Here is a 13,853-nt window from a genome sequence, read left to right as displayed (position 1 = left end):
CCCCACGCCGCCGCCCCGCCCGGCTTGCCGGAATCGCCCGCGCCCAGCAAGATGCGGAACGTTTTGGGGAACGAGCCCGTACCGTATGTCGTCCTGCCCGACCCGGGTCATCTCCTTACGCGCCCTGTGCGTCCTGCTGTTGGCGATGCTCGCCCTGACCATGGGCGGATGCAAGCGCACGCCCGCCGAACTGCCCGGCGCCAGCGCCGAGCCGGCCGCGGCGGTGCGCACGCTGGCACACGCGCTGCAGCGCAACGACCTGCTCGGTTACGCCCAGGCCGCGGTGCCGCCGGCCCAGTACCAGCGCCTGCAGCAGGCCTGGAACGAGGACCGCAGCCGCTGGCCGTTGACCGAACTGCCGCTGGCCGAACGCCTGCCCGAGGTGCTCGACACCCTCGCCGCGCCGGATGCCGAGCGCCAGCTGCAACGCGCCTTCGACGCGCAGTTCGGCGGCCAGGCGGCGAGCCTGAAGCAGGCGGCGCACTCGCTGGGCCTGTTCGGCGTGCAGTTCCTGCGCAACCAGGGCCACTACACGCCCGAGCAGCGTGGCCACTACGTGCAGCTGGTGCAAGCGCTGAGTGCCTGGGCCGCGCGCGCGCCGTTGTCCGAGCGCAAGCGCGCCCAGGCGGCGATCGCGCGGCTGTGCGCGGGCGCGCGCCGGACCGGTGTGCGCAGCGATGCCGACCTGCGCAAACTGGGCATGGACGAGAGCCTGCGCCGGCTGGGCCCGTTCCTGGCCGATCTCAAGGCGGTGCTGGCCGACTATGGCCTGGACCTGGACGCCAGCGCCGGCGCGCTGCGCACCGGCCTGGTCAACCAGCAGGGCGACCAGGCCGTGGTGCGCATCCAGTACCCGCTGGACGGCGAACAGATCGACACCACCGCGGTGCTGGTGCGCCGCGACGGGCACTGGTATCTGCGCGACACCCTCCGCGAGGTGGATGCACTGCTGGCGGCCAGCGCCAGCCCCCCCGCCCCGGCCGCGGCACCCGCCGCCGACCCCGCCCCGCCGGCTAAGCGATAATGGCCCCGATGCCAGAACAAAATCCCCTCCCGTTCCCCGACGACGCCGCGGCCGCACGCGCGGCCGACGCGGCACCTGCGCCCGCCGACGCCTCCCCGGCCGACCCCGGCGCTGCCTCTTCCTCCACCGCCCCCTCCTCCCTGCCGGTGGCGGCGACCACCGCGCGGCAGGCCAAGGGGCCGCTGTGGGCGCGCCTGCTCGGCCGCCTGGCCGATCCCTGGCTGGGCCTGAAGATCGAACCGGCCGAGCCCGGCCAGTACAACGACGGGCGCCCGGTGGTGTACGTGCTGGAGGACTATGGCCTGTCCAACGCGCTGATCCTGGACAAGGCCTGCCGCGAGTCCGGCCTGCCCTCGCCGCTGGTGCCGCTGCCCGGCGACCCGCTGGGCCGCAAGCGCGCCTACCTGGCGCTGTCCCGGCGCAGCAGCAACCATGCGCTGCTGCCGGAGCAGCGCGGCGCCAAGACCCACTCCGACTCGCTGGCCAAGCTGCTGCAGGCGCACCGCCTGCGCCCGGACCTGGACATCCACCTGGTGCCGGTATCCATCTTCGTCGGCCGCGCCCCGGACAAGCAGAGCGGCTGGTTCGCCGTGCTGTTCTCGGAAAACTGGGCGCTGGTGGGCAGCTTCCGGCGCCTGCTCGGCGTGCTGCTCAACGGCCGCAGCACCATCGTGCGCTTCGCCCCGCCGGTGTCGATGCGGCAGACGGTGGAGGAAGGGCTGCCGCCCGAGCGCACCGTGCGCAAGCTGCAGCGCGTGCTGCGCACCCACTTCCGGCGCATCCGCGAGGCGGTGATCGGCCCCGACCTGTCGACCCGGCGCCTGCTGGTGGACCAGGTGCTGGCCGCCGAGCCGGTGCGCGAGGCGATCGCCGCGCAGGCCAAGCGCGACAACAGCAAGCCGGTGGACGCCTGGCGCAAGGCGCATGCCTACGCCTGGGAGATCGCCGCCGACTATTCCAGCCCGGTGGTGCGCTCGGCCAGCTTCCTGCTCACCCACGTCTGGAACCGCATCTACGCCGGTGTGCTGGTCCACCACCTGGACAAGCTCAAGGACGCCGCGCCCGGGCACGAAGTGATCTACGTGCCCAGCCACCGCAGCCACATGGACTACCTGCTGCTGTCCTACCTGCTGTACGAACGCGGCATCGTGCCGCCGCACATCGTGGCCGGCATCAACCTCAACCTGCCGGTGGTCGGCACCCTGCTGCGCAAGGGCGGCGCATTCTTCATCCGCCGCTCGATCAAGGGCAACGCGCTGTACTCGGCGGTGCTCAGCGAGTACGTGGCGCAACTGGTGGCCGGCGGCTACTCGATCGAGTACTTCGTCGAAGGCGGACGCTCGCGCACCGGCCGGCTGCTGCAGCCCAAGGGCGGCATGATCGCGATGACCCTGCGCGCGTTCCTGCGCCAGCCGCGCAAGCCGGTGCTGTTCCAGCCGATCTACGTCGGCTACGAGAAGCTGATGGAAGGCAACAGCTACCTCGACGAGCTCAGCGGCCGGCCCAAGGAAAAGGAATCCATCTGGGCGCTGCTGTGGGGCATCCCCAAGGTGCTCAAGCAGAACTACGGCCAGGTGGTGGTGAACTTCGGCGAGCCGATCGCGCTGAGCCAGATGCTGGCGCAGCGCGCGCCGGAGTGGGATGGCCGGCCGCTGGGCGAGGACGAGAAGCCGGCCTGGCTGAGCGGCACCGTCGATGCGTTGGCGCAGCAGATCCAGGTCCACATCAACGCTGCCGCCGACGTCAATCCGGTCAACCTGCTGGCGCTGGCGCTGCTGTCCACGCCCAAGCACGCCATGGGCGAGGCCGACCTGATCGCGCAGATCGAACTGTGCAAGAAGCTGCTGGCGGAACTGCCGTACTCGGACCGGGTCACGGTGACCCCGCACTCGCCCGAGCGCATCATCGCCCACGCCGAAGAGATCAACGTGCTCACCCGCACGCCGCATCCGCTCGGCGACGTGCTCAGCGTCAATGGCGACAACGCGGTGTTGCTGAGCTACTTCCGCAACAACGTGCTGCACCTATTCACCGCCTCCTCGTGGGTGGCGTGCTGCTTCCAGAACAACCGTCGCATGAGCCGCACCGGCCTGCTGCGGCTGGGCCGCACCGTGTACCCGTTCCTGCAGGCGGAACTGTTCCTGCCGTGGAGCGAGGACCAGTTCGCCGAGCGCATCGAACGCACCATCGAGGTGTTCGTGCGCGAAGGCCTGCTGCTGCAGCTCAACGAGGACGACGGCAGCGTGCTGGCGCGCAACACCGGGCAGACCGACGAGGTGTTCCGCCTGCGCGCCATCGGCCACTCGCTGCAACAGGCATTCGAGCGCTACTACATCGCCATCTCGGTGCTGGTGAAGAACGGCCCGGGCAAGCTCGGTGCCGGCGAACTGGAGAGCCTGTGCCAGCAGGCCGCGCAACGCCTGAGCCTGCTGTACGCGCCGGCCGCGCCGGAGTTCTTCGACAAGACCCTGTTCCGTGGCTTCATCCAGAAACTGCGCGAGCTGAAGCTGGTGTGGCCGGACGAGAACAGCAAGCTGGTGTTCGACGAGCGGCTGGATGCATGGGCGAAGGATGCCAAGTTCATCCTTGGCCGCGAGTTGCGCCACACCATCGAACGGGTCAGCCCGGAAGCGGCCAAGGTCGAGGAGCCGCCGGTTCCGCAGGATTGAGGCGGCAGTTGCCGCCCTCCAGGCGTGCCGCGGTGGCATTCTGGCGCGTGGCGACGCGCCATGCATAAAGGCGCCCTGTTATCACTGCGGCGCGGCGGGTGACACCGCGGCATAGTGACTTCCGACACGCGACCGTGGGCCGGTGCGGCCCGAGCATGCTTGAAACTCCCTGCTGCGGGTTCCGGCGATGCGCACAGTTCCTCTTTTCGCTCTGTTGCTGTTTGCCGCCTCCAGCGGGCCCGCATGGGCCGACCAGGACGATGACGGCGGCAAGCACGACCATCGGCCGCAGGTGTCCTCGCGCCAGTGCGGCCTGAGCACGCCGTTCAACGTGCTGGCCGACAGCGGCGGCATCTGGCTGACCCGCAGCGGTGGCGACGGGCCGCGCGAGATCTTCTTCCATGCCGGCGAATTGAGCGTGGATCACCGGGTGCAGCAGGTCGGGGACGCCGATGCGCAACGGCTGCTGGAGATGGAACGCGAAACGCGCGCGCTGATGCCGCAGGTGGCCGACCTCTCGCACGAGGTGGTCGATCTCAGCTACGACGTGCTCGGCTCGGTCGTGGAGATGCTGACCGGCAGCGCCGGCAACGCGCGCAAGATCGAACGCCTGCGCACGCACGCCAACGCCTACGTCGACGGCACGCTCGGCAAGGGGCGCTGGGACCAGGACGCGTTCGACGACCGGTTCGAGGACTATGTGGAGACGCAGGCGGAGCGCTTCGTGGGCAGCATCACCCGTCACGTGCTCTGGCAGGTCGTCACGGGCCGCGCGGATGCCATCGGCGACCGCGCCGAGCGCATGGATGCCGCCCTCGAGGCGCGGCTGGATGCGCGCAGCAAGGGCATCGAGCGCAAGGCCGAGGCGCTGTGCGCGCGGGTGACGCGGCTGGATGCGCTGCAACAGGCGCTGGAGTATCGCTACCGCGGCCAGCCCCTGCGCCTGCTCGCCGCCACCCACGACGGGGCGAGCGGGCAGAACGCCACCGTCCTCGTCAGCGCCGACGATACGCCGCGGAGCAACGCCGTCGCGGTGCCGTCGGTCCCGCAGCATTGAGTCTGACGCCGCAACGCATAGCGCGATGTGCGGCGGACTCCTGGCACGTGGCGCCGCCCCAGGCAGCCTGGCGCCCTGCGACCACGGCGGCGCCACTCAGGCGTCGAACAGGTCGCCGGTGCGCGGCCCGGCCTCGGCCGCATCGGGCGGATAGACCAGCTGGCCCTGCGCGTCGCTGCGCGCGGCCGGGTTGAGCGCGGCCGGTTCCTGGCGGCCGACGTCGATCAGGTGCACCACCGGGTGGCCCTGGTGCAGCAGATGGTCGCAGATGATCTGGCGATGGCACTGGCGCCAGTAGGCCTCGGCGCACATCACGGCGCACGCGCCTTCGTCACCGAAGGCCTGCAACTCGGTCAGCGCCTCGGTGAATTCGCTGCCCAGCGCATAGTCGGCGTAGTTGTGGAAACTGACGCTGCGCCAGTGGCCGTTGCGCTGCGGATCGACGCCCGGCTGCTTGCCGCGGCGCCCGCCCAGGGCGCGGAAATGCCGGTAGGCGATGCCGGCGGCGGCCAGCGCCGGCGCCAGCGCGCTGCCGTCGAACTGCGGGAACCGCCGCGAATACGGAAACGCGCGCACGTCGGCCAGGCGGCTGACGCCGGCGCCCTGCAGGATCTGCAGGAAGGTCTCCAGGCTGCGCGTGGAATGGCCGACGCTGAAGAAGGTCGCCGCGCTCACGCCGGTTCGTCGGGGATCAGCAGATGCTCCAGGCGCATGATGCAGTCCTTCAGTTGCAGCTTGCGCTTCTTCAGCCGCTTGGCTTCCAGCTCGTCGTCCAGATTGGCCGGGATGCGCTGCAGCTGTTCGTCGAGCGCACGGTGCTCGCGACGCAGGGCGTCGATGCGCAGGGAGATCTCGGCGGGCGTCAGGGTATCCACGAGGTTCGAGCATACACAGGCCACTGGTCCGCCGTCACCGTGCACCGCGCCGCTATGCCGGGCGCAGGCCAGCCGGCACAATGCGCGCGGGAGCCGCGGCGGAGGCGGCACCCTCCCACCCTCGTGCCACCCGCGGCAGGATCGCCGCGTCGAAAGGAGTCAGCATGCGTTCGTTCCGTTCCCCGTTCGTTCTCGCCCTCGCCCTGGCGGCAGCCCTGCCGCAGCTTGCCGCGGCGGCCGATCCCACGTTCTCCGGCTTCCTGTGCTGCAACATGCGCAGCGACGGCAGCTGGATCAGCGACAGCAATTACGCCGAAGACGGCAAGCGGGTGATCCCGGCCGGCACGCCGGTGCAGGTGACCGGCTACGGCCGCTACCGGGTCAATGTGCTGATCGACGGCAAGAAGCAGTCGATCGGCAACGACTACAGCCGCGACCTCGGCAACGCCGCCTTCGCCCAGCGCTACGTGGTCGCGCAGGATCCCAAGCTGAAGCTGGCGGCCTACCCGCCGAAGATCCGCGAGGCGATCGCCGCCAACCGCGTGACCCAGGGCATGACCCGCGAGCAGGTGCTGATGGCGATCGGCTATCCGATCAGCAGCGAGAACCCGAGCCTGGACGCGCCGCTGTGGCGCTACTGGCTCGACAGCTTCAACGAGTTCCAGGTGTCCTTCGACGGTAGCGGCAAGGTCGACAAGCTCACCGCCGATCCGAAGACCCAGAACCTGGTCTGGCAGCCGTAATCCTGGCGCGCAGCCGCGCGCCTTGGCGCCGCACTCCGGACCAGACAGGAGGCGGCGCGCACCGCGTGCATGGCCGCAGCGTCAGGCGACCATGGCGCGGGCCGGCGCCCCCGCTGCACTCAGCGGCTCAGCACCTGCGGCGGGTCGTTCCGCGTCGGGCCCTGTTGCGACGCCTGCAGCGCCTGTTCCTGCGCCTGCGCCTGGCGTTGCGCCTGCCCCTGCTGCGCCCCCAGTTGCTGCAGCTGCTGGTAGGTCTCCTGCGCCGGCCGCGCGATCGCCTCGCTGGTCGGCATGTGCGCACGATTGGCGTAGGGATCGGGGGAGACATCGCCGCCGCTGCGGTACACGAACGCCAGTTCGCCGCCCTGATGGGAGGCGGTGGGTCGGTTGAAGCCGACCGACAGCTGGTCGCGCTCGCTGAAGCCGTTCTGCCTGGCCAACAGGGTCAGGCTGGCGGTCATGCGCTCGCTGTTGTCGTCCCAGCCCTTGCCGATCGCCTGTTCGGCCTGGGCCACGCCGGTGCGCACCCGGTCGTGCAGGGCGCGGTCGGCGCCACCCGGCGCGGCGGCGGGCTCGCCGGCACGCGGCGCGGGCGGCTGCGCCTGCGGCTCGGACTTCGGTGTCGGCGCGGGACCGTCGCGGAATCCTGCCGGCAGCAGATCGCGCGGCACCTGCGCGGCATCGATGCCGACCGCCTTGAGGTCGGCATGCACCGCCGGCGGCGTGCGCTCGGGGTGCTGCGCCTGCGCCCGGTCCTCGGCATTGGCGATCTGCGCCAGCGCGCGCTCGCCATAGTGCTGCGGGTAGCCGCGCGCGTCGTAGAACAGCTTGCCCATCGCCTCCACGTTGCGCGGATTGTCGGCGTCGATCTTCAGATCCTTGCCGAAGCTCAGCCCGTCCCTGGCGGTATAGGTGGCCTTGCTGCCCACGCCCTGCTTGTCGATGTAGCTCGCCATCTCGGTGCTGGCGTTGTACAGGTCCTTGAGCGTGGCCTTGGGGTTGTTGCGGGTGACGTAGTCGGCCAGCGTGTTGACCCCAGCGATCTCGTCCTTGGCCTCGCGCGTACGCTGTTCCTGCCCATAGGCCTTGAGCGCAGCGGTGTAGTCATGCGGCGAGGGCGAGGCGGCGATGCCGTCGATCTTGGCGGCGAACGCCGCATTGCTGCGGTCGATGGCCGTCTTGTTGATGGCATGGCCGATCTCGTGGCCCAGCACGATGCGCGCGGTGTTGGCCGAATCGTCGAGCGGGGAATGCATCTTCGCCGTTGCCAACACATCCATGGGCAGCTCGATCTGCCCCGTGCGCGGGCTGTACGACCCGGTGCCCGCCTCGGGACTGGGCGCGAAGCCGGACAGCTGCTGTTGCCCGATCGCCTGCTCCACGCGCGAGCGAAGCTCCGGCGTGTTGTCCAGCATCTGCCGCAGCGCCTGGCCTTCTTTCGGATGCGCCTGCGCGAAGGTGTCGACCATGCCCTTCAGGCGTTCGTCGTCGTGTGCCATCTCCGCGCTCCTTATGCGTCGACCAGGATCTGCAGCATCTCCACGCACGCCTGCGCATCGTGTTCGCCGGCGTCCTTACCGACGAAGGCGTACACGGCGACCGCGCCGCGTTCGAAGTGCCAGCGGCCGGCGCTGCCGGGGCGCGGCGGCGCGATCCAGCGCGGCACGAAACCGGCGGCGACCAGCGCCTGGCGATACCCGGCCAGCGATTGCGTGCACTGCGCCGGCGCCGCGCCCGGCGCGGGCGTGAAGCGCAGGTCCAGCCGCGACGGCGGCGCATCGTCGGCATCGGCGACCGATTCCAGCGTGTAGCCGCCACCGCCGGCCAGCGTGCCGGACGCGCTGAACGCATGCCCGCCCTCGTCCTCGACCTGCACGCCGGTTTGCGCGGCAACCCGGGAGGCGACCAGATCCTGCTTGCCGCCGATCGCCAGGATCAACCGTACTACGCCTTGTGCCAGGTGCTCTGGCGTCATCTCCGACATGGTCCGCTCCGTGTGTGCAGGGGTGATCGAGGGGGAAGAGGAATGCGCGCCGGCACACGCGGCCAGCAGCGCAGTGGCCAGCAGCAGGGCCGCGCGCAGCGCCGGGCGCATGCCGGCTGCGCGCCGCGACCGGCGGCCATTGCGATGAAACATCCGCTCCATGAAACGCTTCTCCGTCAAACGCCTTCCGCGCATGTGATCGCAGCCAGGCATGAGCCTGCGATTGTAGCCAGCGCATCGGCATCTGGCAGCCGGCCGCGGCGCATGCGATGGCGCCGCATCAATCCCAATCGGCGCGGCGCTGCCAGACGAAGCCGGGCAGGTCGATGCGCTTGCGCGGCGTGCCATCCCAGTCCACGGTGAAGCCTGCCTCACGCAACGCCGCGGCCACCTGTTGGCCGACCGCCAGGTCTGCGTCCTCGCGCCCGTCCAGATCGCCGAATGCCAGCATCAGCCCGCCGCCGTCGATCGCCCGCTCCATGTCCTGGCCGTGATAGAAGCAGTAGCCGTGGTAGCGCCGGTCCGGCGCGTCGGCCACTGCCTGGTTCACGTCGACGTGGCCGTCGGACATGGTGTAGCCGGCATTGGCGAGCGCACAAATGCCGTCCTCGTGCAGCCGCTCGAACAGCGCCTCGAGCCGGTCGCAATCGGTCTGCGCCGGCCAGGTCTGCTCCGCCTGCTGCTTGGCCTGCCATTGGCTGGCGACCGAGGCGCGCAGCATCGCCTCGTCGCCGTCGTCTTCCAGGACGTCCTCGATCATCTCCTGGATCTCGTCCTGGGAGTAGAACCCGGACCAGACCCATTTGCGGATCGCGTCGGACACGTAGGCGTCGGATTCGTTCATGGCAGATCCTGCGGGCGTTCGGACCGTCCATGATTCCACACGTCATCCGTCGCTGCAGGTGGCCAGGACCCGACGGACACCGGCGGTTGCCATGGAACACCATCCGCGACTGTCGGCCGCGCTGCGCGAACGCGCGCCACGCCTTACCAGGGAGGAGGCGTGGCGTGCGCGCTGCGGTCCGCAGCGCGCCGTCTCGGCATCCCTAGCCGGCGCATTCGACCAGCAACGGCGCCGCCACCCGCTGCAGACCACGCCTGGCGCTCGAGGGAGCGGCCGCGCCCAAGGGCTTGGCCTGGCTCCGCGCCGGCATGTCGCCGGTGCTGCCGGCCACGCGGAACAGCGTCACCGCCTCGCCGAGCTGGATGGCCTGCTCCTCCATCGCCTGGGCCGCCGCCGCGGCTTCTTCCACCAGGGCAGCGTTCTGCTGGGTGGCCTGATCCATGTGGGTGATGGTCTGGGTGACCTGTTCGATGCCGCTCGACTGCTCCTGCGACGCGGCCGAGATCTCGGTCATGAAGTCGGTCACGCGCTGCACGCTGGCGACGATCTCGTGCATGGTGCTGCCGGCGCTGTTGACCAGCAGCGAGCCTGCGTCCACCTTGCTCACCGAGTCGTCGATCAGCTGCTTGATCTCCTTGGCGGCTTCGGCCGAGCGCTGCGCCAGCACCCGCACTTCGCTGGCGACCACCGCAAACCCGCGGCCCTGCTCGCCGGCGCGCGCGGCTTCCACCGCGGCGTTGAGCGCGAGAATGTTGGTCTGGAAGGCGATGCCGTCGATCACGCTGATGATGTCGGCGATCCGCCTGGACGAGGTCTGGATGCCGTTCATCGTGTCGATGACCTGGGCCACCACCGCGCCGCCTTGCGACGCCACCGCGGTCGCGCCGATGGCCAACTGATTGGCCTGGCTGGCGCGTTCGGCGTTCTGGCGCACGGTGGAGGTCAGCTCCTCCATCGAGGCGGCGGTTTCCTCCAGGCTGGCGGCCTGCTGCTCGGTACGACGCGACAGATCGGCGTTGCCGGCGGCGATCTCGCCGGCGGCGCCGGTGATCTGCCCGGCCGCATGCTGGATGCGGCCAACGATCCCGGTCAACTGGGCCACGGTAGCATCGGCATCCTCGCGCATCTGCGCGAACACGCCCTGGAACTGCCCCTCCATGCGCGTGGTCAGGTCGCCGCTGGCGATGTCCTGCAGCAGACTGGACAGCGCCTGCAGATTGCCGTCGGTGGTCGCCATCAACTGGTTCAACCCCTCGACCATGTCGCGGAAGTCGTACTGGAAGCGCGCGGTGTCGCCGCGCACGGCGAAGTCGCCGGCGGCCGCGGCGTCGACCAGCCGCCCGATCTCGGCGTTCATCGCCGACAGATTGCGCTTGACCTGGTCCATGGTCTCGGTGAGCGCGGCCTGCTCGCCGGGCAGGCGATCCATGTCCTGCGACAGGTCGCCGATCGCGTAGCGTCCCATGATCTCGAGCAGGCGCTGCTGGAGGCTCACGTGCATGTCGAGCAACGCATTGCTCTCCCGCACCATGCGCCCGTACTCGCCGGGAAACGCGTGCTCGTCCATGCGCTGGCTGACGTCGCCGTGCTCGTGGTGCCTGGCCACCTGCGACTGCGCCGCCATCACCGCCTGCAACTGCGCCTGCATGCGGTCCATGCTGGTCAGCAGACGGCCGGTCTCGTCCTTGGGCTGCGGCGGGATCCGATGGTCCAGCCGGCCCTGGGCGATGGATTCGGCGATCTCCGTCGCGCGCCCGAGCGGCCCGGCCAGGCTGCGGGTGATCAGCACGCTCAAGATCGCGCCGAGCACCGCCGCCAGCAGGCCGAACCCGATCAAGGCACGATTGCTGAACAGCAGGGCCGCCTGGATCTCGTCGGAACTGAGCGCGTTCTGCCGGATCTGCAGATCGACCGCGTTCTGGATCACCTGCACGCGCCGCGCCAGCAACGGCGCGGCATCGCCGTACAGCAGTTGCCTGGCCGCCTCGATCTCGCCGGAACTGGCCAGCGCCAGCACCCGGCTGTTGACCGACCGTGCAGCCGCCTGCGCGTCATGGATCTCCTTGCGCATGGCCAACCCTGCCGGCGTGCCGGGCAGGGCGTCCAGCGCCTTGCGACGGCGATCGTTGTCGACGCGGATCTCCTGGATCTTGGCGGCGAGCGCCGGGCGCTTGTCGGCCGGCGACAGCATCATGTCGCGCAGATAACGCTCCGCGCTCATATTGTTGCGCAGCATGGTGTACAGCAGTTCGGTCTTCAGATTGTTCTCGTGGACGATCTTGTCGACCGCCTGGCGCACGTTGTGGAACTGGTAGAGCGCCAAGGTGGAGGACGCGCCAAGCAGCACGATCAGCAGGCCGAACGACAGCGCAAGGCGCTGACTCACCTTGAAGGAGTGGAAGAAATGCATCGGGGGGACTCGCGAGGGGGGGTACCTCTATCGGTATCTGCATCGCGAACTTGACCCCCAGCGAACGACCCAGGTCCCAAATCCGGACATTCGCAGGCGCAGACGTCGCCGGCGCCGCGCCATCGCGCGGCACCGCCGATGCCCAGGAAAGCAGATACGCCACCGTATCGTCCGCAGCGCGTGCGCAGGCTCGAACGGCGTTGTTGGCATGCACCGCAACGCGCGTCATGCCTGCAATGGCGAGGTCCGCGCGGCGCCGGCCGCCACCTGGCACACGTCGTCGGCCGCACCGGACAAGCTGCGGCGCAAGCCGAGCGCACGGTTGCGGCGCGATCGCTCGACGTGGCGGCCGCATGCGGCGCGGACTGGTCTGCGAGCCGACACCAGCGCGGTGCGGCACGGCGGCACCGTCGCGCCGCCCGGTGGCGCATTGCCGGATCAGCACATCAGTGCGGGAAGCGACGTTGCCGCACGCTCTTTTCATCCCGGCGACAGACGCGCAGTCGCACCGGCCACGCCGGCGCGACCGCGCGGTGCCATGCACGTCATGACCGTGAATCGGCCTACTTGATCTCCACCGCGCCGAGATCGCACACGGTGGTATTGCGCGGATTGCCGCGCTGGTCGATGGCGGCGCAGCCGCTGCCGGCGTTCAGCGCGGGGCTGTTGGCCGCGGGCAGTTGGGTCAGTGTCGGCCCGCCATTGTTCGCGGGGGCCGACAGCAGCGGATCGGCCGCTTTCACGGTGCCCGTTGCCAGGCAGGCGTTCGGCCAGACCGCGCCCTTGGCCGAGTACTCGATGAGATTGTTGCCGGTGTTGCCCTGGTTGTTGCAGAACACGCGCTCGGTCTTGGAGTACAGGATGCTGTTGCGGAGGTCGAACCTGTCGCCGAACAGCGTCACCCACGGCGTGTTCTCGGCGAAGGTGACGTTGTTGAAGCGCACGCTGGGGCTGCCCTGGTCGCCATTGGCCGGCTGCCAGCCGACATGCTGGATGGCCGCGCCCACGCCCTTGGCCGTGTTGCCGTAGAAGGTGCTGTTGCTGACGTCGCAGGCGCCGTAGCAATCCAGGTACAGCGCGCCGGCGTTGCCCTGTTCAGCCTTGTTGGACAGGAAGCTGGTCTCGGCGACGCGGATGGTGCCCGGCGTGGTGATGGTGGTGCCGGCATGCGAGGTGTCGGTGAAGCCCATGCTGATGCGGGCGCCGCCGCCTGGGCCACCGGTGGCGACGTTGTTGGCGAAGGTCGAATACTTCACGTCGATGGTGTCAGGCGCGTACGCCCACAGCGTGGCGCCGCCGGACCCGTTGGCGGCGACGTTGTTGCGGACCACGGTACCGCACACCGCCAGCGTGCCGCCGCTGCCGACGCCGCCCTTGAGATAGCCGGCCAGCGACGCGCCGTCGGTGTCGATCGCGCCGCCGCCGCCGAAGTTGCCGGCGTCGGGGAACCCTTGCGGGGCATTGATCGCCTGGTTGTTGGCGAATTCCGAGCCGACGATGGTCAGCCGGCTGAGCTGGGTGTACAGCGCGCCGCCGAGCCATGAGGTGTTCTTGTAGAAGCCGCTGCGAACGATGGTCACCTCGGCGTCGCTGCCGGCGAAGATGGCGCCGCCGCCGATGCTGCTGCGGTTGGCCAGGAACTGGCTGTTGAGAACTTCCAGTTTGCCGCGGTAGCCGACCTTGATCGCGCCGCCGCCCCAGGTGCCCGGATCGTAGGCCTGGTTGGATGCCGGCTGCACCGAACTGCCGTTCTGCAGTTTCAGATTGCGCACAGACAGCGCGCTGCCGGCGTTGACCAGCAGGATCCGGGCGGACTGGCGACCATCCAGGGTGATCCTGCCCTGGCCATCGATCACGGTGGGCGTCGTCGCCGCGATGACGATCGAACGGTCGACTGCGATGCTGGTCGGCTTGGTGCCGCAGTTGAAGGTGATGTAGCCGCCTTGCGCAGCGGCGGCGGCCAGCGCGCTGGCGGTGCAACTGGCCTGCGTGCCGGTGCCGACCACCGTGGCCGCGGTCGGCTGCGCCCAGGCCTGCGGCACGCTGCATTGCGGCGCCGCAGGGACCGCGGCGATCGCGGTGGCGGTGGTCATGAGGGCGAGCACACCCAGCGCGCGGGCGCTGGTGGTGAGGGAGAGCGTCGTGGTCATGATCATGCTCGATAGGGTTGCGGGGGAAACAACACGACGCGCGACAGTCATCCGGCTGTCACCGCGTCGCTGACACCTCGAGTGCAACCGGCGGGCC

The 13,853-nt window shown here is 69.8% G+C and carries 12 protein-coding genes; 5 read left to right on the top strand and 7 right to left on the bottom strand.

Annotation, left to right across the window (positions count from 1 at the left end):
- The first annotated feature begins 85 nt into the window (after positions 1–85).
- From Q7W82_RS03350 to Q7W82_RS03340, 3 genes are all read left to right on the top strand, one after another.
- Positions 86–1,024 carry a hypothetical protein gene (locus Q7W82_RS03350; protein WP_242157504.1) on the top strand — a complete coding sequence of 313 codons (939 nt, stop codon included), beginning with the start codon at positions 86–88 and terminating at the stop codon, positions 1,022–1,024.
- Positions 1,024–3,693, top strand: a complete 2,670-nt coding sequence (gene plsB / locus Q7W82_RS03345) for a glycerol-3-phosphate 1-O-acyltransferase PlsB (RefSeq protein WP_242157507.1) — start codon at positions 1,024–1,026, stop codon at positions 3,691–3,693. The genes Q7W82_RS03350 and plsB overlap by 1 nt, the downstream gene beginning before the upstream one ends.
- Positions 3,694–3,907: 214 nt before the next feature.
- Entirely contained in the window at positions 3,908–4,750 is an 843-nt protein-coding gene (locus tag Q7W82_RS03340; RefSeq protein ID WP_242158380.1) for a DUF2884 family protein, read from the top strand.
- Between the two features lie 96 nt (positions 4,751–4,846).
- On the opposite strand, the gene Q7W82_RS03335 is transcribed toward Q7W82_RS03340, so the two are convergent.
- Positions 4,847–5,425 carry a DUF488 domain-containing protein gene (locus Q7W82_RS03335; protein WP_242157509.1) on the bottom strand — a complete coding sequence of 193 codons (579 nt, stop codon included), beginning with the start codon at positions 5,423–5,425 and terminating at the stop codon, positions 4,847–4,849.
- Complete coding sequence (locus Q7W82_RS03330) at positions 5,422–5,625, bottom strand: DUF465 domain-containing protein (protein WP_010342388.1); 204 nt, start codon at positions 5,623–5,625, stop codon at positions 5,422–5,424. The genes Q7W82_RS03335 and Q7W82_RS03330 overlap by 4 nt, the downstream gene beginning before the upstream one ends.
- Before the next feature lie 164 nt (positions 5,626–5,789).
- On the opposite strand from Q7W82_RS03330, the gene Q7W82_RS03325 reads away from it, so the two are divergent.
- Complete coding sequence (locus Q7W82_RS03325) at positions 5,790–6,368, top strand: outer membrane protein assembly factor BamE (RefSeq protein WP_242157511.1); 579 nt, start codon at positions 5,790–5,792, stop codon at positions 6,366–6,368.
- Positions 6,369–6,487: 119 nt separating this feature from the next.
- Here Q7W82_RS03325 and Q7W82_RS03320 read toward each other — a convergent pair whose 3' ends face one another.
- The 4 genes from Q7W82_RS03320 to Q7W82_RS03305 form a co-directional block, all read right to left on the bottom strand.
- Positions 6,488–7,867: an XVIPCD domain-containing protein gene (locus Q7W82_RS03320; protein WP_242157513.1), complete on the bottom strand. Its 1,380-nt coding sequence runs from the start codon at positions 7,865–7,867 to the stop codon at positions 6,488–6,490.
- 11 nt (positions 7,868–7,878) lie between these two features.
- On the bottom strand, positions 7,879–8,352 hold the full coding sequence (locus Q7W82_RS03315) for a hypothetical protein (RefSeq protein ID WP_242157516.1): 474 nt from the start codon (positions 8,350–8,352) through the stop codon (positions 7,879–7,881).
- Between the two features lie 280 nt (positions 8,353–8,632).
- Positions 8,633–9,196, bottom strand: coding sequence for a hypothetical protein (locus Q7W82_RS03310; RefSeq protein WP_242157526.1), 564 nt, complete (start codon positions 9,194–9,196; stop codon positions 8,633–8,635).
- Positions 9,197–9,398: 202 nt separating this feature from the next.
- Entirely contained in the window at positions 9,399–11,606 is a 2,208-nt protein-coding gene (locus tag Q7W82_RS03305) for a methyl-accepting chemotaxis protein (protein WP_242157527.1), read from the bottom strand.
- Between the two features lie 208 nt (positions 11,607–11,814).
- Between Q7W82_RS03305 and Q7W82_RS03300 the strand changes: the two genes are divergently transcribed.
- Positions 11,815–12,177, top strand: coding sequence for a hypothetical protein (locus Q7W82_RS03300; RefSeq protein ID WP_242157529.1), 363 nt, complete (start codon positions 11,815–11,817; stop codon positions 12,175–12,177).
- On the opposite strand, the gene Q7W82_RS03295 is transcribed toward Q7W82_RS03300, so the two are convergent.
- Positions 12,170–13,762 (bottom strand): choice-of-anchor Q domain-containing protein, encoded by a 1,593-nt coding sequence (locus tag Q7W82_RS03295; RefSeq protein ID WP_242157537.1) that lies wholly within the window; start codon positions 13,760–13,762, stop codon positions 12,170–12,172. The genes Q7W82_RS03300 and Q7W82_RS03295 overlap by 8 nt on opposite strands.
- Positions 13,763–13,853: the final 91 nt, after the last annotated feature.

Origin of the sequence: Xanthomonas indica (assembly GCF_040529045.1) — a bacterium.
Taxonomy (GTDB): Bacteria; Pseudomonadota; Gammaproteobacteria; order Xanthomonadales; family Xanthomonadaceae; genus Xanthomonas_A; species Xanthomonas_A indica.
The sequence above is the reverse complement of the archived record's forward strand: the minus strand, read 5'-3'. Positions and strand labels throughout refer to the sequence as shown.

Coding starts and splice junctions, on each gene's coding strand:
- Q7W82_RS03305 (WP_242157527.1), bottom strand. CDS start 11,606: ATGCATTTCTTCCACTCCTTCAAGGTGAGTCAGCGCCTTGCGCTGTCG.
- Q7W82_RS03295 (WP_242157537.1), bottom strand. CDS start 13,762: ATGATCATGACCACGACGCTCTCCCTCACCACCAGCGCCCGCGCGCTG.
- Q7W82_RS03315 (WP_242157516.1), bottom strand. CDS start 8,352: ATGTCGGAGATGACGCCAGAGCACCTGGCACAAGGCGTAGTACGGTTG.
- Q7W82_RS03310 (WP_242157526.1), bottom strand. CDS start 9,196: ATGAACGAATCCGACGCCTACGTGTCCGACGCGATCCGCAAATGGGTC.
- Q7W82_RS03350 (WP_242157504.1), top strand. CDS start 86: ATGTCGTCCTGCCCGACCCGGGTCATCTCCTTACGCGCCCTGTGCGTC.
- Q7W82_RS03320 (WP_242157513.1), bottom strand. CDS start 7,867: ATGGCACACGACGACGAACGCCTGAAGGGCATGGTCGACACCTTCGCG.
- Q7W82_RS03300 (WP_242157529.1), top strand. CDS start 11,815: ATGCACCGCAACGCGCGTCATGCCTGCAATGGCGAGGTCCGCGCGGCG.
- plsB (WP_242157507.1), top strand. CDS start 1,024: ATGGCCCCGATGCCAGAACAAAATCCCCTCCCGTTCCCCGACGACGCC.
- Q7W82_RS03325 (WP_242157511.1), top strand. CDS start 5,790: ATGCGTTCGTTCCGTTCCCCGTTCGTTCTCGCCCTCGCCCTGGCGGCA.